18 protein-coding genes are annotated in these 19,605 nt (G+C 65.8%); 3 read left to right on the top strand and 15 right to left on the bottom strand.

Annotated features, from left to right (window positions below; genetic code table 11):
• The first annotated feature begins 82 nt into the window (after window positions 1-82).
• A complete protein-coding gene (gene ppsR, locus V8683_RS22360; RefSeq protein ID WP_411189719.1) occupies window positions 83-898 on the top strand; it encodes a posphoenolpyruvate synthetase regulatory kinase/phosphorylase PpsR in 816 nt (271 codons plus the stop codon).
• Window positions 899-987: 89 nt separating this feature from the next.
• Here ppsR and V8683_RS22355 read toward each other — a convergent pair whose 3' ends face one another.
• From V8683_RS22355 to rpsB, 15 genes are all read right to left on the bottom strand, one after another.
• Window positions 988-1,773 carry a TrmH family RNA methyltransferase gene (locus V8683_RS22355; RefSeq protein ID WP_411189720.1) on the bottom strand — a complete coding sequence of 262 codons (786 nt, stop codon included), beginning with the start codon at window positions 1,771-1,773 and terminating at the stop codon, window positions 988-990.
• 2 nt (window positions 1,774-1,775) lie between these two features.
• Window positions 1,776-2,528 (bottom strand): ribonuclease HII, encoded by a 753-nt coding sequence (gene rnhB, locus V8683_RS22350; protein ID WP_411189721.1) that lies wholly within the window; start codon window positions 2,526-2,528, stop codon window positions 1,776-1,778.
• The gene (gene lpxB, locus V8683_RS22345; protein ID WP_411189722.1) at window positions 2,525-3,694 is read right to left on the bottom strand and encodes a lipid-A-disaccharide synthase; all 1,170 of its coding nucleotides are present in this window, start codon (window positions 3,692-3,694) and stop codon (window positions 2,525-2,527) included. Before lpxB ends, rnhB begins: the two co-directional genes overlap by 4 nt.
• Window positions 3,695-3,697: 3 nt before the next feature.
• Window positions 3,698-4,486 (bottom strand): acyl-ACP--UDP-N-acetylglucosamine O-acyltransferase, encoded by a 789-nt coding sequence (gene lpxA, locus V8683_RS22340; RefSeq protein ID WP_411189723.1) that lies wholly within the window; start codon window positions 4,484-4,486, stop codon window positions 3,698-3,700.
• A 71-nt stretch (window positions 4,487-4,557) separates the two neighbouring features.
• Window positions 4,558-5,022, bottom strand: coding sequence for a 3-hydroxyacyl-ACP dehydratase FabZ (gene fabZ / locus V8683_RS22335; protein ID WP_027793623.1), 465 nt, complete (start codon window positions 5,020-5,022; stop codon window positions 4,558-4,560).
• A 175-nt stretch (window positions 5,023-5,197) separates the two neighbouring features.
• Entirely contained in the window at window positions 5,198-6,286 is a 1,089-nt protein-coding gene (lpxD, locus tag V8683_RS22330) for a UDP-3-O-(3-hydroxymyristoyl)glucosamine N-acyltransferase (protein ID WP_411189724.1), read from the bottom strand.
• 32 nt (window positions 6,287-6,318) lie between these two features.
• Complete coding sequence (locus V8683_RS22325; RefSeq protein ID WP_411189725.1) at window positions 6,319-6,900, bottom strand: OmpH/Skp family outer membrane protein; 582 nt, start codon at window positions 6,898-6,900, stop codon at window positions 6,319-6,321.
• A gap of 219 nt (window positions 6,901-7,119) precedes the next feature.
• A complete protein-coding gene (gene rseP, locus V8683_RS22320) occupies window positions 7,120-8,508 on the bottom strand; it encodes an RIP metalloprotease RseP (RefSeq protein WP_411189726.1) in 1,389 nt (462 codons plus the stop codon).
• A 52-nt stretch (window positions 8,509-8,560) separates the two neighbouring features.
• Complete coding sequence (locus V8683_RS22315) at window positions 8,561-9,742, bottom strand: 1-deoxy-D-xylulose-5-phosphate reductoisomerase (protein ID WP_411189727.1); 1,182 nt, start codon at window positions 9,740-9,742, stop codon at window positions 8,561-8,563.
• 10 nt (window positions 9,743-9,752) lie between these two features.
• Window positions 9,753-10,562: a phosphatidate cytidylyltransferase gene (locus tag V8683_RS22310; protein ID WP_411189728.1), complete on the bottom strand. Its 810-nt coding sequence runs from the start codon at window positions 10,560-10,562 to the stop codon at window positions 9,753-9,755.
• Entirely contained in the window at window positions 10,556-11,344 is a 789-nt protein-coding gene (gene uppS, locus V8683_RS22305) for a polyprenyl diphosphate synthase (RefSeq protein ID WP_411189729.1), read from the bottom strand. Before uppS ends, V8683_RS22310 begins: the two co-directional genes overlap by 7 nt.
• Window positions 11,345-11,408: 64 nt before the next feature.
• Window positions 11,409-11,969, bottom strand: a complete 561-nt coding sequence (frr, locus tag V8683_RS22300; RefSeq protein ID WP_027793616.1) for a ribosome recycling factor — start codon at window positions 11,967-11,969, stop codon at window positions 11,409-11,411.
• A 96-nt stretch (window positions 11,970-12,065) separates the two neighbouring features.
• Window positions 12,066-12,782, bottom strand: a complete 717-nt coding sequence (pyrH, locus tag V8683_RS22295) for a UMP kinase (protein ID WP_233863188.1) — start codon at window positions 12,780-12,782, stop codon at window positions 12,066-12,068.
• Between the two features lie 231 nt (window positions 12,783-13,013).
• The gene (gene tsf, locus V8683_RS22290; protein ID WP_411189730.1) at window positions 13,014-13,895 is read right to left on the bottom strand and encodes a translation elongation factor Ts; all 882 of its coding nucleotides are present in this window, start codon (window positions 13,893-13,895) and stop codon (window positions 13,014-13,016) included.
• 211 nt (window positions 13,896-14,106) lie between these two features.
• A complete protein-coding gene (gene rpsB, locus V8683_RS22285) occupies window positions 14,107-14,862 on the bottom strand; it encodes a 30S ribosomal protein S2 (RefSeq protein WP_411189731.1) in 756 nt (251 codons plus the stop codon).
• Between the two features lie 405 nt (window positions 14,863-15,267).
• Between rpsB and map the strand changes: the two genes are divergently transcribed.
• Together map and V8683_RS22275 are read left to right on the top strand one after the other, a co-directional pair.
• Entirely contained in the window at window positions 15,268-16,089 is an 822-nt protein-coding gene (map, locus tag V8683_RS22280) for a type I methionyl aminopeptidase (protein WP_411189732.1), read from the top strand.
• Between the two features lie 132 nt (window positions 16,090-16,221).
• Complete coding sequence (locus V8683_RS22275) at window positions 16,222-18,801, top strand: [protein-PII] uridylyltransferase (protein ID WP_411189733.1); 2,580 nt, start codon at window positions 16,222-16,224, stop codon at window positions 18,799-18,801.
• Window positions 18,802-19,605: the final 804 nt, after the last annotated feature.

Here is a 19,605-nt window from a genome sequence, read left to right as displayed (position 1 = left end):
TTGCCCGAGCCCCACACGGAGGCGCCGGGCGCCCGGCCTGTCTTCAAGCGCCTGTAGCAGCGCACGTACCCAGCTTCAATCGATGCCGCCCACCGTATTCATCGTCTCCGACGGTACCGGGATCACTGCCGAAACCTTCGCGCATTCGATCCTCTCCCAGTTCGACCAGAAATTCCGCCTCGTGCGCGTGCCGTTCATCGATTCGACGGACAAGGCCTATGCCACGGCCGAAAAGATCAACGAAGCCGCCGTGCACGAAGGCCGCCGCCCGATTGTCTTCACGACGCTCGTGGACAGCAACTCGAACGAGATCGTCAAGCGGGCGAATGCGCTCGTGCTGGACATGTTCCAGACCTTCGTCGAACCGCTCGAACAGGAGCTGGAGCTCAAGTCGAGCCACGCGATGGGCCGCGGCCACCAGAACGCCGACACCGACGAATACAAGAACCGCATCGAAGCGATCAACTTCTCGCTTGCGCACGACGACGGCCAGTCGGACCGCAATCTCGCCGACGCCGACGTGATCCTCGTGGGCGTCTCGCGCAGCGGCAAGACGCCCACCAGCCTGTATCTCGCGATGCAGTACGGCGTGAAGGCAGCGAACTATCCGCTGATCCCCGACGATTTCGAGCGCAGCAAGCTGCCCAATTCGCTGCTGCCGCACCGCTCGAAGATCTTCGGCCTCTCGATCGATCCGCAGCGTCTCACAGAAATCCGCAACGAGCGGCGCCCCGGCAGCAAGTACGCGGCGCTGGAAAACTGCCGCTACGAGGTCAACGAGGCGGAAGCGATGATGCGCCGCGAAGGCATCAAGTGGCTGTCGTCGACGCACAAGTCGATCGAGGAAATTGCCACGACGATCCTGCAGGAAATCCGCATCGACAAGCCCTCCTATTGAGGCAGGACTGGAGGCACGGCCGCAAAGCAAAAACGCCTGCATCGAGCAGGCGTTTTTCGTTATGCGAAGGGGAATGAGTCAATGCGCGGTCAATGCGCGCGGCGCTGCTGGCGACACTGTTCGAACAGGCACACTGCCGCCGCTGCGGCGACATTGAGCGATTCCATGCCGCCCGGCTGCGGAATCGTCACACGATGCGCGGCGCTATCGCGCCAGACCTGCGACACCCCTGCCCCTTCATTGCCGAAGATCCACGCGACCGGTCCGGTCAAGTCGCATTCGTCGATCGCCTGTGCGCCGTGCGAATCGGTGATGACGACCGGCACGGCGAGCAGCTCCGCCAACGTGTCCGGCTCGACGTTCTCGAACACCTCCAGCAGGAAATGCGCGCCCATCGCCGAGCGCAGCACCTTCGACGACCAGACATAAGCCGTGCCCGGCGTGCAGAACACCTTGTCGATGCCCGCGGCGGCCGCGCTGCGCAGAATCGAGCCCACATTGCCCGCGTCCTGAACGCCGTCGAGCACGAGGCAGGTGGATTGCACACGGCGCGGCAGCGCGGCCTCCGGCGTCGCGACGAGCAGCAGCATGCCCACCCCGTGCACGACGTTCGAGAGCTGGCCGAAGAGCGCGTCGGGCAAGCTCAGAACGCGGCGTTCTTCGACGCGGGCGACGATCGCCTGCGCCTCCTCGTGCGCGAGCGCGCCGTCGGTGACGATGCAGTATTCGGGCTGGCCGCCGCCGTCGAGCCAGGCACTCGCGAGATGGAAGCCTTCGAGCAGCGCCTGGCCGCTCTTGCGCTGTTGATGCGTCGAGCCGGCCAGCGCCTTCAGGCGCTTGTAGAGCGGATTGTCGCGCGAGGTAATGGCTTTCATGGTCACACCTCGCGATTGAGGTCCGCGAGAACGATGCCATGCAGCGCGTACGCCTCGCGCACCGGCGCGAACGAACGCCGATGATGCTCGCAGGGACCATGCTCGCGCAGTGCGCTCAGGTGCTGCGGCGTGCCGTAGCCGGCGTGCGCATCGAAACCATACGCCGGAAAAGCGTCGTGCAGTTCCAGCAGCATGCGGTCGCGCGTGACCTTCGCGATGATGGAGGCAGCCGAAATACTCGGCACCAGCGCATCGCCGCCAATCACGGCCTCGCTGCGCACCGACAGAACCGGGCAGCGGTTGCCGTCGATCTTCGCAAGTGTCGGCGTCACGGCGAGACCTTCGACGGCGCGCCGCATCGCCAGCATCGTGGCATGCAGGATATTGAGCGTGTCGATCTCCTCGACCGACGCCGCCGCCACACTCCACGCCAGCGAACGTTCGACGATGAGATCGTAGAGCGCGTCGCGCGCCTTCGCCGTGAGCACCTTCGAATCGTCGAGCCCCGCGATGGGGCGCGCCGGATCGAGGATCACGGCGGCCGCCACGACAGGCCCGGCCAGCGGGCCGCGTCCGGCCTCGTCCACGCCGCAAACGACATCCTCGGGCGACTCGAACAGCAAGCCAGCTTGTTGCGCGAGCGCATAGCGCGCCGCACGCTTCTCGGCCGCTTTCGACGGCGCCCCGGCGGCAGCCTTGCCCGCCCCTCCGGTCTTCGGCACTGCCGCTCGGCGCTTGATCGACGCTCCGGTCATGCCCGCCCTCTGCGGCTTTCCACGACACCCGCCACCACCTCCGCCGCACGCTGCGACGTGTTCTGGCGCAGCGCCACATGCATCTCGGTGAAGACTTCCTTCAGCGTGCGCCGGTTCGCCTCGTCGCGCAACTGCGTGAGCGTGGCATCGGCGAGCGCCGACGGCGTCGCGAAGTGCTGCAGGATCTCGGGAACGACGAAGCGGCCCGCGAGAATGTTCGGCAGCCCCACGTACGGCAGATAACCCTGGCGCCGCATGATCTGGCCCGTGAGCCAGGGCACCTTGTACGAGATGACCATCGGCTTCTTGAGCAGCGCCGCTTCGAGCGTCACGGTGCCGCTCTTCACGAGAATGGCGTCGGCGGCCGTCATCGCCCGTTGCGACTGGCCGTCGATGATGGTCAGTGCGAGCCCTTGATGCGCGTTCGCCAGCTCCTGCAATTGCGCATGGATCGCGGGCGTCGCCGCCGGCATCACGAAGCGCACGCCCGGCTCGCGCTGCTGCATGAGTTGCATCGCGTCGAAGAACGTCGGCCCGATCAGGTTGATCTCGGAGCGGCGGCTGCCGGGCAGCACCGCAATGACCGGCCCGCTCTCGGGCAGGCCCAGTGCGCGGCGCGCGCCCGGTACATCGGGTTCGAGCGGAATCTCGTCGGCAAGCGGATGGCCGACATACGACGACGCCACGCCGGCCTTCTCGAGGATCGCAGTCTCGAACGGGAAGACGCAGAGCATGTGATCCACCGACTTCTGGATCTTCTTGATGCGCCCGCCGCGCCAAGCCCAGATCGACGGGCAGACGAAATGGATCGTCGGGATACCGGCCGTGCGCAACGAATGTTCGAGGCCGAAATTGAAGTCCGGCGCATCGACGCCGATGAACGCGTCGGGCGGATCCGCGAGCAGTTGATGCTTGAGTTCGCCGCGAATGCGCAGGATCTCGGGAATGTGCCTCAATGCCTCGACATAGCCGCGCACCGTGAGCTTGTCCATCGGCCAGTGCGCGTCGAAACCGGCTGCCGCCATGCGCGGGCCGCCGATTCCATAGTACTGCGTAGTATCGGGCAGGCGGCCCGTGAGGCCGTTGAGCAGCGAGGCCGCCAGCAGATCGCCGGATGGCTCGCCGGCCACCATCGCCAGCCGCAAGGGACGGGTCGAGATCGCCATCGGTTAGCGGATGATGCCGCGTTGCGACTGCTCGACGAAGTCGATCAGCGCCTGCACGTGGACGTCACCGTCGCCGCCCGCACCCGCCAGTTCCGCGAGCTGGACCTTCGCCTCTTCGAGCGAGAGCCCGTTCTTGTAGAGCGTGCGGTAGGCCGCGCGCAGCGCCGAAATGGCGTCGGCCGAAAAGCCGCGGCGGCGCAAGCCTTCGACGTTGATACCGTGCGGCACGGCCTTGTTGCCGGCCGCGATCACGAACGGCGGCACGTCCTGAACGAGCGCCGAGGCGCCGCCCACCATCGCATGCGCGCCGATGCGCACGTACTGGTGTACGCCCGTCATGCCGCCGACGATCGCGTAGTCCTCGACGATCACATGGCCCGCAAGCTGCGCATTGCTCGACATGATCACGTTGTTGCCAAGACGGCAGTCGTGGCCGACGTGCACATAAGCCATGATCCAGTTGTCGTCGCCGATGATCGTGACACCGGTGTCCTGCACCGTGCCCGTATGCAGCGTCGTGAACTCGCGGATCATGTTGCGATCGCCGATCACGAGCCGCGTGGGCTCGTCCTTGTACTTCATGTCCTGCGGACGGCCGCCGACCGACGCGTAATGGCCGATACGATTGTCAACGCCAATCGTCGTGTGCCCTTCGAGCACGCTGTGCGAGCCGACGACGGTGCGCGCGCCGACGCTCACATGCGCGCCGACGATGGCATACGGCCCGATCTCGGCCGTCTCGTCGATTTGCGCGCCCGGCTCGACGATCGCAGTGGGATGAATCCTGCTCATTCGCCCTCGCTTCGAATTCAGTTGTGTGCGCTCGCGCCGCGTGGCGCGCCCGCACTACGCGCCGCGCGTGATTACGCGGCCGAGTCGTTCTTCTTCACGGTGCACATCAGCTCTGCTTCGCAGGCGACGACGCCGTCCACTTCCGCATGCGCCTTGAACTTCCAGATGCCGCGCATGTAGCGCTCGAACGTGGCGTTCAGGATCAGCTGGTCGCCCGGCTCCACCACGCGCTTGAAGCGCGCCCCGTCGATGCCGACGAAGTAGTAGAGCGTATTCGTGAAGTCCTGCTGCTCTTCCGAGAACGTGAGAAGCGCGGCGGTCTGTGCGAGCGCCTCGAGGATCATCACGCCAGGCATCACCGGGCGCGTGGGGAAATGGCCCGTGAAAAAGGGCTCGTTGACGGTCACGTTCTTCAACGCCTTGATGCTCTTGTGCGGCTCCAGTTCGAGGACCCGGTCGACCATCAGGAACGGGTAGCGATGCGGCAGCAACGTGAGGATCTTGTGGATGTCGAAGTTGAGTTTTTCGATGTTCATGGTGTTTCTGCTCACGCAGGAATAGCGCGAAGATGACTGCAAGTACCGACGCCGACGGCGCGCATTGACGCGCAGTATGCGCCACGCACACGAAATCGGGCATGCGGATCTGCCCGGGGCGCGCGGCTGCCAGTGCGCACCGACGCCCCGGAGGGGTCCTGTTGTCCCTGTTCTTTTACGTGCCTTGCGGCTTTTCGGCGAGCGCGGCCTCGAGCGCCCGGATGCGGTCGCGCAGCTTGTCGATATTGCGCAGGAGCGCAGCGCTCTTGTTCCAGTCGGCATGATCGACGGCCGGGAACGCGCTCGTGTAGATGCCTGCCTTCGTCAGCGACTTCGAGACGCCCGATTTCGCCGTGACGATCACATAGTCGGCGAGCGTCACGTGGCCGGCAATGCCCACGGCGCCGCCAATCATGCAATGCTTGCCGATCGTGGTGCTGCCCGCGATACCGGCGCAACCGGCGATCACGGTGTACGCGCCGATCCGGCAGTTATGCCCGATCTGCACGAGATTATCGATCTTCACGCACGTTTCGATGACCGTATCGGCCATCGCGCCGCGGTCGATGGTCGTGTTCGCGCCAATCTCCACGTCGTCGCCAATCTCGACACCGCCAACCTGCGGAATCTTGACCCAGCTACCCGTGCGCGCCTCGCCGTCGCCCTGGAAATCGGGGGCAAACCCGAACCCGTCGGAACCGATCACGGCGCCCGCGTGCACGATCGCCCGCTCGCCGATACGGCAGCCATGATAGACGGCCACACCCGGATAGAGATGCGAGCCCGCGCCGATCTGCGTGCCACGTCCGACGAATACATTCGCGTCGAGCCGCACGTTCTCGCCGATCGTGGCGCCAGCCTCGACGGTCGCATTCGGACCGATCACGGCAGTCGCGGCCACTTTCGCCGTGGGGTCGACACTCGCACGGGCATGCACGCCGGGCTGAAGCTTCGGCGCGGCGAGGTCGATGAACGCCTGCGCTACGCGCGCGAAATAAGCATACGGGTTGGGTGTGACGATGAAGTTGCGTTCGCCATGCCCAGGGACGTCGCGCGAAGCGAGCTTGCCGAGATCGTCGGGGCTGATGAGCACGGCCCCGGCACGCGTCGTCTCGACCTGCGCGAGATATTTGGGATTAGCGAGGAACGCCAGTTGCTGCGGACCGGCCTGGTCGAGCGGCGCGAGCGAGCCGACGCGCTGCGCCGGATCGCCCATCACTTCACCGCCGAAACGCCCGGCGAGTTCCTCAAGCGTAAAAGCCATGCTTGTGCTGCTCCTGCCTTGTTTTTCTTGCGTCAGTTCGCGCTTGCACCCGACGCCGCTGCGGCCGGCGTCGCCGTAAGAGGGGTCGCCGACGCGAGCGCCTTCAGCACCTGGTCGGTGATGTCGATGCGCGGACTGACATAGACCGCTTCCTGCACGATCAGGTCGTAGTGCTGCTGTTCGGCGATCTGCTTGATCACCTTGTTCGCCTTGTCCAGCACCGCCGCAAGTTCCTCGTTGCGGCGCTGGTTCAGATCTTCGCGGAATTCGCGCTGCTTGCGCTGGAAGTCGCTATCGAGCTGCGACAGATCGCGCTGCTTCTGTGCGCGGTCGTTCGGCGACATTGTCGGACCGTTCTTGTCGAGCGCGTCGGACATCGCCTTCAGGCGTTGCGCCATGTCTTGCAGATCCTTGTCGCGCTTGGCGAATTCGGCTTCGAGCTTGGTCTGCGCGGCCTTCGCCGGGGCAGATTCGCGCAGGATGCGGTCGGAGTTGACCGCCGCGATTCTCGCTTCCTGCGCCTGGGCCGCGCCCGCGCCAAAAGCGAACACCGCCAGCGACAGCGCCATGGCCCCGATCACCCGTCTTGAAAACATACCCGTTAGCAAAGTCATCCTCTCGTTTCTATGGAAACCCGTTTCTGTACAACCCACTACCTGCTGTTCACCGCACCTGCTGTTCTACACCGCTGTTCAACACCGCCGCTCAACACAACTCGCGCGTCTGCGCGGTATCTCCCGAGCCGCGAATGGCATGGTCGCTGCGTGAGCAACCAGTCTTCAGACATCGCTGCATCGGGCCGGGCAACTCGCCCCCGGACGCCGCCCGACACTTTAAAAATGGATTAACCGAGCCAGATCGTTGAACAACGCAATCGCCGACAGCGCGACGATGCAGGCAAGCCCTGCACGCTGCAGCACGAGCTGCCAGCGGTCCGATACGGCTTTGCCCGTTACGGCTTCAACCAGATAATATAACAGATGCCCCCCATCCAATACCGGAATTGGGAGCAGGTTGAGTACGCCCAGGCTAATGCTGACAAGGGCGAGGAAGGACAGAAAGGCCGACGGTCCGAGACGCGCGCTCTTGCCCGCATAGTCGGCAATCGTTACCGGACCCGACAGATTCTTGAGCGAGGCTTCGCCCGTAATCATGCGGCCGAACATGCGCAGCGAGTACGTCGCGATGTCCCACGTGCGCCAGGCGCCCAATTGCAAGCTCTCGAGCGGCCCGTAACGCACGTCCACCGAAGGCGCCTGCACTTCGAGCGCCGCGCCGATACGTCCCACCTCGTCGCCCGTCTCGTCGTCGCGCTGGGGCTGCGGCACCACCGTCAGCGTGACCGCCTGCCCCAGACCCTGGTTCGCCTCGCCGCGCTGCACTTCGAGCCGCAACGGCTTGCCCGCGTGCGACTTCACGTACGTGATGAACGTATTCGCGCTGTCCACCGGGCGGCCGTCGATGGCGAGCAGCCGATCGCCCTTCAGGAGCCCGGCCTGCTCCGCCGCGCTGCCCGGCTCGACACCGCCGACCTGCAATGCGCCGCCACCCGGCTCGAGGCCGAGGCGCGACATGAAGTCGTCGTCGAGATCCTTGCCGGAAAGCTGCGAAAGATCGAGCGGGAAATCGTAAGTGCTGTTGCCGTCGTGCGCGGCCAGCACGACGCGGCCATGATCGAATGCCGCGCTCAGCAGCTTCCAGCGCAGATCCGACCAGGAACGCACGGGCTCGGTGTCGTTGCCGTTTGCATCGCTGACCGAAACGATCTTCTCGCCGCCCTGGAAGCCGGCTTTGGCGGCCGCCGATTGCGCAGGCGGCGCGGCGACGATCGCCGTCGGCTCGTTCACGCCGGTCGCAAAGACCAGCGACAGGAGCGCCACGGCCAGCACGAAATTCGCAATGGGCCCGGCGGCCACGATCGCAATGCGCTTGCCGACCGACTGCCGGTTGAAGGCGTGCGGGAGGTCGCTTGCGGCTACGCTGTCGGGCGATTCGCGCTCGTCGAGCATCTTGACGTAGCCGCCGAGCGGCAATGCCGCGATCGTCCACTCGGTGCCGCTCTTCTTGCTGACCCACTGCAGGAGTGGTCTGCCGAAGCCGATCGAAAAGCGCAGAACCTTCACGCCGCACAAACGCGCGACGCTGTAATGCCCGTACTCATGCGCGACGACCAGCACGCCGATCGCGACGATGAAAGCCACCAGTTCGGTGAGCAGGTTCATATGCGCCTCCTGCGTGGTCCAGTGCGAGTGCGGGCGCGGCCTTGAAGCAACCTCAGGCCGGCACCGGCAGGCTGTCTATGACGGCGTGCGCCGCGCGGCGCGCCGCAGCGTCGGCTGCCATCACGACCTCGAGGTTCGACGCACCCGTGTTGTCGAGCGCGCTCAGCACCGCGTCCACCGTTTGCGCGATCGCCGTGAAACCGATGCGGCGGTTCAGGAACGCTTCCACCGCGACTTCATTCGCTGCGTTGAGCGTCGCACTCGCAACGCCGCCTTCCGCGAGCGCCTTCATGGCGAGCGCGAGGCACGGGAAGCGCTGGTAATCGGGCTTCTCGAACGTGAGCGTCGCGACCTGCGTGAGGTCGAGCTGTGCGACGCCCGAGCCGACGCGATCCGGGAACGCCAACGCGTGCGCGATCGGCGTGCGCATGTCGGGATTGCCCAGTTGCGCGAGCACCGAACCATCGGCGTACGAAACCATCGAATGGATCACGCTCTGCGGATGGATCAGCACGTCGATGCGCTCGCCCGGCAGATCGAACAGATAGTGTGCCTCGATCACTTCGAGGCCCTTGTTCATCATCGTGGCCGAATCGACGGAGATCTTGCGCCCCATCGACCAGTTCGGATGCTTGCAGGCTTCCTCCGGCGTCACGTCGACGAGCGTAGCCGGCTCGCGCGTGCGAAACGGTCCGCCCGAGGCCGTGAGGATGATCTTCGAGACGCCGCCGTGCGGCGACGCTTCGCGCGGCAGGCACTGGAAAATGGCATTGTGCTCACTGTCCACCGGCAGCAGGATCGCGCCGTTGTCGTGCACCGCGTTCATGAAGATGTCGCCCGACATCACGAGCGCTTCCTTGTTCGCGAGCAGGATGCGCTTGCCGGCCTGCGCCGCCGCAAGCGTGGGCGCGAGGCCCGCCGCGCCGACGATCGCCGCCACCACGGTGTCGCAGCCGTCGCTCTTCGAGACGTCGACGAGCGCCTGCGGCCCATACGCGACAACGGTACGGCAGCCGGCTTCACGCAGCTTCCTTTCGACGCGCGCGGCGCTGTCGGCGTCGCCGACCACGGCCACCTCAGGCTCGAAGCGCAGGCATTGTTCGACGAGTTTGTCGCCGTTGCGGTGCGCGGTGAGCGCGTACACCGAGAAGCGTTCCGGATGACGCGCGACGACGTCGAGCGTGCTGTCTCCGATCGAGCCCGTCGACCCGAGTAATGTCAGTCTTTTTTGCATATTCAATTCTCTAGGCGAGCAGCAGCATCGCCAGCGGCAGCACCGGCAGCAGCGCGTCGATGCGGTCGAGCACTCCGCCGTGGCCCGGCAACAGGCCGCTCGAATCCTTCACGCCGGCCTGGCGTTTCAGCATCGACTCGAACAGGTCGCCGACCACGCTGAACGCAACCAGCACGGTAAGCATGAAGAGCGCGCGGCCCGTGCCAGCTTCGAGCGCCAGCGCGGAATACAGCGTCGGCTCGAACGCGTGCAGGGCGATCGCCGCCGCCGACACCACCATCACGGCCGCCCAGCCGCCCACCGCCCCCTCCCAGGTCTTGCCCGGGCTGATGGCGCTGGCGAGCTTGTGGCGCCCAAATGCCTTTCCCGCAAAGTATGCGCCGATATCGGCAAGCCAGACGACGAGCAGGAGCGAGAGCACGAAGGCCACGCCCGCCGCGCGCGCCGCCACGAGCGCATGCCAGCATGCGGCGAAGGTCACGAGGCCCGCGGCGAGCAGGAACACGCGCCAGGCGCCCGCGGCGAGCACCGGCTTGCGCAGCAGCACGTACGGCCCGACAACGATCCAGAACACGCCGGCCGCCTGAAAGAGCGGGCGCGGCGCGTCGAGCCGGGTGCTCGCCGCCACGGCGAATGCGGCGATGACCGCATAGACGATCGATCCCGCGGTGCCGGCCTTGAGCAGCCTCGCCCATTCCCAGGCGCCGAAAACGACCACGACGCCGATCAGCGCGCCGAACGCCGCCACCGGCGCGAACAGCGTGACCGGCAGGAAGACGGCCAGCAGGACGATCGCCGTGATGACACGGGTCTTTAGCATGAAAGCGAGTCGGCGTTCTGGTTCTGGGTTCGAGGCTCGAGCTGCGCGCTCGTACGGCCAAAACGGCGTTCGCGCTCGGCATACGAATCGATCGCTCGGCCGAGAGCGGCGGCATCGAAGTCGGGCCACCAGGTGTCGGTGAAATAGAATTCGGCGTAGGCGAGCTGCCACAGGAGGAAATTGCTGACGCGCTGCTCGCCGCCGGTGCGAATGAAGAGATCGGGCTCCGGCGCGTAGGCCATGGCGAGGTGCTGGCCGAGCGTGTCCTCGGTCACCGACACGGGCTCGCCGCTACGGGCGCTCTCCTCCACCAGCTTGCGCGTGGCCTGCAGGATGTCCCAGCGGCCGCCGTAATTCGCGGCAATCGTCAGGGTAAGGCGCGTGTTGCGCGCCGTTTTGGTCTCGGCGCGGCGGATCAGGTCCTGAATGCGCTCGTTGAACATCGACACGTCACCGACGACACGCAGGCGAATGCCGTTTGCATGCAGACGCCCTACCTCGCGCTCGAGCGCGGTGACGAAAAGCCGCATCAGGAACGACACTTCGTCGGTCGGGCGGCGCCAGTTTTCGGAACTGAACGCGAACAGCGTCAGGTACTCGACGCCCCGCTCGACGCACGCCTCGACGCACGAACGCACGGCGTCGACGCCGCGCGTATGCCCCGCGACGCGCGGCAAGCGGCGCTGGGTCGCCCAACGGCCATTGCCGTCCATGATGATCGCGATGTGGCGCGGCACGGCCGCCACGTCAGGCACGCGAACGGTTGAGCTGGTATAGGTCATGGCCGTCGGACTCAAACTACGATTAGGAAGGAGAAACCCTGGCGGGACTGAAGGCCTCGCGGCCTCAGACCGTCATGATTTCGGCTTCCTTGGTCTGGACGAGCTTGTCGATCTCGGCCACGAAGCGGTCGGTCAGCTTCTGGACGTCGTCGCCGCCGCGGCGCTCGTCGTCTTCCGAGATTTCCTTGTCCTTCACGAGCTTCTTGAGCTGCTCGTTGGCGTCGCGGCGCAGGTTGCGCACCGCGACTTTCGCCGTCTCGCCTTCGTTCTTGACGACCTTCGTGAGCTCCTTGCGGCGCTCTTCGGTCAGCGCAGGCATCGGCACGCGGATGAGGTCGCCGTGCGTGGCCGGGTTCAGGCCCAGATCCGACTCGCGGATCGCCTTTTCGATGATCTGGACCATCTTCTTTTCCCACGGCTGGACGCCGATGGTGCGTGCATCGACGAGCGTCAGGTTGGCCACCTGCGAGATGGGCACGGGCGAGCCGTAGTAGTCGACCTGGATGTGATCGAGCAGACCGGTGTGCGCCCGGCCCGTGCGGATCTTCGCCAGATCACTCTTGAACGCTTCGATCGAGCGCTGCATCTTCTGCTCGGCGCCCTTCTTGATGTCAGCCACAGCCATTTTGAAACCTCCGAAACTTCCTGACGGTACGGGTCCGCTCAAGCCCCGGCATACTCCGGGAGCGGCCCGCAATCGAGCCTCTCGTAGAACGAGAGTTTACACGTGGACGAGCGTACCCTCGTCTTCGCCCTGAACGATGCGCTTGAGCGCGCCCGGCTTGTTGATCGAAAACACGCGGATCGGCAGCTTCTGGTCGCGGCACAATGCGAATGCCGTCGCGTCCATCACCTGCAGATTGCGGCCAATCGCCTCATCGAAGCTGATCGTCGAGTAGCGCGTGGCCGTCGGGTCCTTCTTCGGGTCCGCCGAGTAGACGCCGTCGACCTTGGTCGCCTTCAGCACGACCTCCGCGCCCACTTCCGAGCCGCGCAGCGCAGCGGCCGTATCGGTCGTGAAGAACGGGTTGCCCGTGCCGGCCGCGAAGATCACGACCTTGCCCTCTTCGAGCTGACGGATCGCGCGGGGGCGGATGTACGGCTCGACCACCTGGTCCATGCGCAGCGCCGACTGCACGCGCGCCTCGATGCCCGCATGGCGCATGGCGTCCTGCAGGGCGAGCGCGTTCATCATCGTGGCGAGCATACCCATGTAGTCGGCGGTCGCGCGGTCCATGCCGGCCGCGCCGCCCGCGACGCCGCGGAAGATATTGCCGCCACCGATCACCACCGCGAGCTGCGTGCCGAGCCTCACCACCTCGGCCACATCCGCGACCATTCGTTCGATCGTGGCGCGATTGATGCCAAAGGCATCGTCGCCCATCAGGGCTTCACCGGAGAGTTTGAGCAGGACACGTTTATAGGCGGGTGTGGGCATGGGGTATCCAGATCGCGCGGAAAGGCAATAACTTGAAACTGTAGGGGTGAAATACGGCTTCGGGCAAGCGCCACCAGAAATGGCGGCGACAGAGCGCCACCTCGCGCGGGGCGGGCTGGCTCGCGCTCAGGCGTCGCTGCGCTGCCCGCCGCGGCGGAAAAGCTCCGCCGCGGCTACTGCAATGCTGCTGATACTACGGTGCTGCTGTCCTTACTGTGCTGCGCGCGGACCTTATTGCTGCTTTGCAGCAGCGACTTGCGCGGCCACTTCGGCGGCGAAGTCGTCCTGGCGCTTCTCGATGCCTTCGCCGACCACGAACAGGGTGAACTTCTGGACCGATGAACCGGCGGCCTTCAGCATCTGCTCGATCGTCTGCTTGTCGTTCTTCACGAACGTCTGGTTCAGCAGCGAGACTTCCTTCAGGTACTTCTGGACCGAGCCTTCGACCATCTTCGCGACGATCTCGGCCGGCTTGCCCGATTCGGCAGCCTTCTGCTCGGCAATGCTGCGCTCCTTGGCAATCAGGTCGGCCGGCACGTCGTCCGACGACAGCGAGACCGGCTTCATGGCGGCGATGTGCATCGCCACGTCCTTGCCGACCTGCTCTTCGGCGCCCGTGTACTCGACGAGCACGCCGATGCGCGTGCCGTGCAGGTACGCAGCCAGCTTGTTCGAGGTTTCGAAACGCGAGAAGCGGCGAATGGACAGGTTTTCACCGATCTTGCCGACGAGCGCGAGGCGCACGGCGTCGACGGTCGAACCGTCCAGCGGCAGCGCCGACAGGGCCGCGACGTCAGCCGGGTTCTGCGTGGCAATCAGCTCGGCGACCGTCTTCGCGAAGGCGAGGAAATCGTCGTTCTTCGCGACGAAGTCGGTTTCGCAGTTCAGCTCGACCACGGCGCCCGCGTTGCCGGCGATGAACGAAGCGATCACGCCTTCGGCCGTGACGCGCGATGCCGCCTTGCTCGCCTTGTTGCCGAGCTTCACGCGCAGGAGCTCTTCGGCGCGCGCCATGTCGCCGTCGGCTTCCGTCAGCGCCTTCTTGCATTCCATCATCGGCGCGTCGGTCTTCGCGCGCAGTTCTGCCACCATGCTTGCGGTAATTGCCGCCATCATTCGCTCCTTGAGTCTGTCTGGTACACGCCGACCGCCTTTCGATGCGGCCAGCAGGAATTCGTTTCCGCGAGACATGCTTTTTTACAGTCTCGCCATGCTGCCCGTATGACGCGAATGCCACGAATCGTACGGCGCAGCAGCGAAAGCCGCAGCTTAAAAAAAAGGGGCCTATGGAAAGCCCCCTTTTGTTGCCGCGACACGGGGCAGCTTACGCCTCCGAATTGACCTCGACGAACTCGTCGTCGCCGTCGTTGCCGCGTGCGGCCACGACCACTTCGTTGACCGCGTTCGCACGGCCTTCGAGGATCGCGTCAGCCACGCCTTGCGTGTACAGCGCGACGGCCTTGCTGGCGTCGTCGTTACCCGGGATGACGTAGTCGATGCCTTCCGGCGAGTGGTTCGTATCGACCACGGCGATGACGGGGATGCCCAGCTTGTTGGCTTCCGTCACGGCGATCTTGTGGTAGCCGACGTCGACCACGAAGATCGCGTCCGGAATGCCGCCCATGTCCTTCACGCCGCCGATCGACTTTTGCAGCTTGGCGATTTCGCGTTCGAACAGGAGCGCTTCCTTCTTGCTCATCTTTTCGAGCTCGCCCGCTTCAACGGCCGCTTCCATGTCCTTCAGGCGCTTGATCGAAACCTTCAGCGTCTTGAAGTTGGTCAGCATGCCGCCGAGCCAGCGCGCGTTGACGAACGGCATGCCGGCGCGTTGCGCCTCTTCGGCGATCGTGTCGCGCGATTGACGCTTCGTGCCGACGAACAGGATCGTGCCGCGGTTCGCTGCCAGTTGACGCACGTACTTCAGCGCGTCGTTGTACATCGGCAGCGTCTTTTCGAGATTGATAATGTGAATCTTGTTGCGATGACCGAAGATGAAGGGGGCCATCTTGGGGTTCCAGAAGCGCGTTTGGTGACCGAAGTGGACACCGGCTTCCAGCATTTGACGCATGGTGACTGCCATGTAATTCTCCATGAGGGTTTGGGTCTGAAGCCGGCTGCCGTATCGATTGCGCCCTCTTTCGTCCTTTCTGGCGAAAGGACTCTGGCGCGAACGACACCCTGGATGCACCGGCTCGCGGATTTGCTACGTTTGCTGCCTTCGTTTGCTACCTTCCTGCCACCAACCAAGCCCGCGACAGCGACGAACTGGTGAGCCAACGCCCGATTCCTCCACGTTTTGAAAGAATACAGGGATCGACTTAGCCGATGAGTATAGCATGCGGGCGGCAGCTTGCTCAAGCCAGCTATTACCCTTGGGAATGACTGCCTGGGTAAGACTAACAGTGCCTCGCCCCTTTCAAAAGCCAGCGACGGCCTGGATTAGGTGCGATAATTTCGTATTCGACTGCATTTTCAGGCGCACACCATGGCCATCTCGATCAAGAACGAAGAAGACGTCGCGCAAATGCGCGTCGCCTGCCGGCTGGCGAGCGAAGTGCTCGACTACATCACGCCGTTTGTCGCCGCCGGCGTGACGACCGGCGAGCTCGACCGCCTGTGCCACGAATACATGACGAACGTGCAGGGCACGGTTCCCGCCCCGTTGAACTACCAGCCGCCCGGCTACCCGCCGTACCCGAAGGCCACCTGCATCTCGGTCAACGACGTGATCTGCCACGGCATTCCCGGCGAAAAGACGCTCAAGAACGGCGACGCGCTCAATATCGACATCACCGTCATCAAGAACGGCTATTTCGGCGACACGAGCCGCATGTTCGTGGTCGGCGAAGGCTCGATCCTCGTGAAGCGCCTCGTCCAGACGACCTACGAGTGCATGTGGCTCGGCATCGACCAGGTGCGCCCGGGCGCGCATCTAGGCGACATCGGCCACGCGATCCAGCGCTATGCCGAGGCGCAGGGCTACAGCGTCGTGCGCGAATACTGCGGCCACGGTATCGGCACCGTGTTCCACGAAGACCCGCAGGTGCTGCACTACGGCCGCCCCGGCACGGGCATCGAGCTCGTGCCCGGCATGATCTTCACGGTCGAGCCGATGATCAACGCCGGCCGCCGCGAGATCCGCACGATGCCGGATCAGTGGACCGTCAAGACCAAGGACCGCAGCCTTTCGGCGCAATGGGAGCATACGGTGCTCGTCACCGAAACCGGCTATGACGTGCTGACCGTCTCCGCGGGTACGCCGGCCAGGCCCGCCATCGTTGCTCAAGCGGCAGGCACGGCGGCTTAACCGGCGCCCGCCGGGGGCTCCGCGGGGGCACGCGGCAGTGCCGACGCCCGCAAGGGGCGCCTCGCCCCAGATCCGGCCCGGATGCCGTCCCGGCCGGCCAGTTTCCAACCCGCGCACGGATAACCCGAGCCCATGAGCGTGACCGCCGTTGCCGTTCCCGATACGTCGTCGCTGAAGTCCGACTACAAGGCCGCCAAAGTCCAGCTGCTCGAGCGCTTTCGCAGCGCCGCCAACGTCGATACGCTGATGCGGGCGCTGGCCCGCATCACCGACGACACGCTGCGCCGCGCCTGGCACGCCTGCGAGCTGCCGGCCTCGCTCGCGCTCGTCGCCGTGGGCGGCTTCGGCCGCGGCGAGCTCGCACCATACTCCGACGTCGACATCCTCGTGCTGCTCCCCGACGACGAGCCGCTCGCGCCGCTCGAAGCGCGCATCGAGCGTTTCATCGGGCTTGCGTGGGACCTTGGGCTCGAGATCGGCAGCAGCGTGCGCAGCGTCTCGCAGTGCCTGGAGGAGTCGGCGAACGACGTCACCGTGTGCACGTCGCTGCTCGAAGCACGCCGCATCACGGGCAGCACGACGCTCTTCGGCGACTTCACGCAGCGCTATCGCGACGCCATGGATCCGCGCGCCTTCTTCCAGGCGAAGGTGCTGGAAATGCGCCAGCGCCACGCGAAGTTCCAGGACACGCCGTACTCGCTCGAACCGAACGTGAAGGAAAGCCCGGGCGGCCTGCGCGATCTGCAGTTGATCCTCTGGATTACCGAAGCCGCCGCATTCGGCAGCAGTTGGCGCGAGCTCGAGCAGCGCGGGCTGATCACGGGCCGCGAAGCGCGCGAGCTGCGCCGCAACGAAGCGTTCCTCAAGGCGCTGCGTGCCCGCCTGCACGTGATTGCGGGACGGCGCCAGGACATTCTCGTGTTCGATCTGCAAACGGCCGTAGCCGAGAGCTTCGGCTACGCGGCGAGCGCCGCGCGCCGGGCGAGCGAGCAGCTCATGCGCCGCTACTACTGGGCGGCGAAGGCGGTCACGCAGCTCGCGACGATCCTGATCCAGAACATCGAAGCCCAACTGTTCCCGAGTACAAGCGGTGTGACGCGCGTGCTCTCCGATCATTTCGTCGAGAAACAGGGCATGATCGAGATTGCGAGCGACGACGTGTTCGAGCGCGAACCGCACGCGATTCTGGAAGCCTTCCTGCTCTATGAGCAGGTCCAGGGCGTGAAAGGTCTCTCGGCACGCACGCTGCGCGCGCTCTACAACGTCCGCGAAAAAATGGATCTGCACTGGCGGCGCGATCCCGAGAACCGGCGTCTCTTCATGGAAATCCTGAAGCAGCCGGCCGGCATCACGCATGCGCTGCGTCTCATGAACCAGACCAGCGTGCTCGGGCGCTACCTGCTGAACTTCCGGCGCATCGTCGGGCAGATGCAGCACGACCTCTATCACGTCTACACGGTCGACCAGCACATCCTGATGGTGCTGCGCAACCTGCGCCGCTTCGCCGTCGCCGAGCACGCGCACGAGTACCCGTTCTGCAGCCAACTGATCGCCAACTTCGAGCGCCCGTGGGTGCTCTACGTCGCGGCGCTGTTCCACGACATCGCCAAGGGCCGCGGCGGCGATCACTCGGAACTCGGCATGGCCGACGCGCGGCGCTTTTGCCGCGAGCACGGCATTGAAGGCGACGATGCGGCGCTGGTCGTCTGGCTCGTGCAACACCATCTGACAATGAGTCAGGTCGCCCAGAAACAGGACACGAGCGACCCCGAAGTCATCAAGCGCTTTGCCGACCTGGTCGGCTCCGAGCGGCGCCTGACCGCGCTTTATCTGCTGACGGTCGCCGATATCCGCGGCACGAGCCCGAAGGTCTGGAACAACTGGAAGGGCAAGCTGCTGGAGGACCTCTATCGCTCGACGCTGGCCGTACTAGGCGGTGCGCGGCCCGACACGCATTCCGAACTGAAGACGCGCCAGGAAGAAGCGCTCGCGCTGCTGCGTCTCGAAACGGTGCCCGAGCACGTGCACGGCCCGCTCTGGGAGCAGCTCGACGTCGGCTATTTCCTGCGTCACGACGCCGCCGACATCGCCTGGCAGACACGCGTGCTCTACCGGCACGTGCAAACCCCGACACCCGTCGTGCGCGCACGCCCCTCGCCGATCGGCGAGGCGCTGCAGGTGCTCGTCTACGCGAAGGACCGCCCCGATCTTTTCGCGACGATGTGCGCCTACTTCGACCGCAGCGGCCTTTCGGTGCTCGACGCGCGCGTGAGCACGACGCGCCACGGCTACGCGCTCGACAACTTCATCGTCGCCCACACCGAGGGCGACGTGCATTACCGCGACATCGCGAACCTCGTCGAACAGGAGCTCGCGGCACGCCTCACCGCCACCGACAGCCCGTTGCCCGAACCGGCAAAGGGCCGTCTGTCGCGCCTTTCGCGCACCTTCCCCGTGACGCCGCGCGTCGACCTGCGGGCCGACGAGCGCGGGCAATACTACATCCTGTCCGTGTCGGCCAACGACCGGCCAGGCCTTCTTTATTCCATCGCGCGCGTGCTGGCCGAGCACCGGGTCGGCGTCCACGCGGCGCGGATCAATACGCTCGGCGAGCGCGTCGAGGACGTCTTCCTGCTCGACGGCACCGGTTTGTCCGATAACCGGCTGCAGATCCGCGTCGAGACCGAATTGCTGCGCGCAATAGCAGTGTGAAATAACCATGTCTACCCGAGCCAAACTCACAGCCAAGCATCCGCGAACGGCCACGCCCGAGCGCGCCCCGGTCCGACGCGGCAGCACGACCGCGCGCAAGCCCGCCAAGCCGGCCGCGCCCCCCGCTGCGGCGAAAACGGGCAAGCCCGCCGGCGCGCAGGGCGCAACGCGCCCGCCTCGCAGCACGGGCGCGAAGGCCGCGGCGCCTCGGGAACGCGGCGCGTCGGACCGCCCGCCGCGGGCCGCGCAAGGTGAGCGTCCGGCGCGATCCTCCGCGCCGGCCTACGGCGAGCGCCGTAGCAGCGTGTCGGGCAAGCCGGCAGGCGCCCGGGCGCCGCGCGCCGAGATGGACCGCCAGACGGGCGAGCGCCGCCGGCCCGCTCCGGCACGCGACGGCGACGCGCCGCGACAGACGCGTGCGTGGGCGCGCGATGACGACCGGCCTGCCCGCGCGCGTCGCGAAGGTTACGACGCGGAGCGCCGCCCGGCTCGTGCTCGCAGCGCGGGCGCTGAAGACGAGCGACGCCCGGTGCGCTCGCGCGGCGCAAGCGGCGGCCGTACGGAAGACCGTCCGGCCCGCGCGCGCAGCGAAGGCTACGGGGATGAGCGCCGCCCGCCGCGCGAGCGCTCCGCAAGCCCCGACGGCGAACGCCGCCCGGCACGGACTCGTGCGGAAGGTTATGGCGATGAACGCCGACCCGCCCGAGCCCGCGCAGAGGGTTACAGCGATGAACGCCGACCCGCACGGGCCCGCGCAGAGGGTTACAGCGATGAACGCCGACCCGCACGGGCCCGCGCAGAGGG

Source organism: Paraburkholderia sp. AV2, assembly GCF_054968425.1.
Note: the sequence above shows the minus strand (reverse complement) of the source record. Positions and strands in the feature narration are given on the sequence as shown.

Coding starts and splice junctions, on each gene's coding strand:
- lpxD (WP_411189724.1), bottom strand. CDS start 6,286: ATGGCTTTTACGCTTGAGGAACTCGCCGGGCGTTTCGGCGGTGAAGTG.
- V8683_RS22355 (WP_411189720.1), bottom strand. CDS start 1,773: ATGAAAGCCATTACCTCGCGCGACAATCCGCTCTACAAGCGCCTGAAG.
- tsf (WP_411189730.1), bottom strand. CDS start 13,895: ATGGCGGCAATTACCGCAAGCATGGTGGCAGAACTGCGCGCGAAGACC.
- fabZ (WP_027793623.1), bottom strand. CDS start 5,022: ATGAACATCGAAAAACTCAACTTCGACATCCACAAGATCCTCACGTTG.
- V8683_RS22325 (WP_411189725.1), bottom strand. CDS start 6,900: ATGACTTTGCTAACGGGTATGTTTTCAAGACGGGTGATCGGGGCCATG.
- V8683_RS22315 (WP_411189727.1), bottom strand. CDS start 9,742: ATGCAAAAAAGACTGACATTACTCGGGTCGACGGGCTCGATCGGAGAC.
- rpsB (WP_411189731.1), bottom strand. CDS start 14,862: ATGGCAGTCACCATGCGTCAAATGCTGGAAGCCGGTGTCCACTTCGGT.
- uppS (WP_411189729.1), bottom strand. CDS start 11,344: ATGACCTATACCAGCTCAACCGTTCGCGTGCCTGACGTGGCGGCCGTG.
- V8683_RS22310 (WP_411189728.1), bottom strand. CDS start 10,562: ATGCTAAAGACCCGTGTCATCACGGCGATCGTCCTGCTGGCCGTCTTC.
- frr (WP_027793616.1), bottom strand. CDS start 11,969: ATGGCTGTGGCTGACATCAAGAAGGGCGCCGAGCAGAAGATGCAGCGC.
- ppsR (WP_411189719.1), top strand. CDS start 83: ATGCCGCCCACCGTATTCATCGTCTCCGACGGTACCGGGATCACTGCC.
- map (WP_411189732.1), top strand. CDS start 15,268: ATGGCCATCTCGATCAAGAACGAAGAAGACGTCGCGCAAATGCGCGTC.
- rnhB (WP_411189721.1), bottom strand. CDS start 2,528: ATGACCGGAGCGTCGATCAAGCGCCGAGCGGCAGTGCCGAAGACCGGA.
- lpxB (WP_411189722.1), bottom strand. CDS start 3,694: ATGGCGATCTCGACCCGTCCCTTGCGGCTGGCGATGGTGGCCGGCGAG.
- pyrH (WP_233863188.1), bottom strand. CDS start 12,782: ATGCCCACACCCGCCTATAAACGTGTCCTGCTCAAACTCTCCGGTGAA.
- lpxA (WP_411189723.1), bottom strand. CDS start 4,486: ATGAGCAGGATTCATCCCACTGCGATCGTCGAGCCGGGCGCGCAAATC.
- V8683_RS22275 (WP_411189733.1), top strand. CDS start 16,222: ATGAGCGTGACCGCCGTTGCCGTTCCCGATACGTCGTCGCTGAAGTCC.
- rseP (WP_411189726.1), bottom strand. CDS start 8,508: ATGAACCTGCTCACCGAACTGGTGGCTTTCATCGTCGCGATCGGCGTG.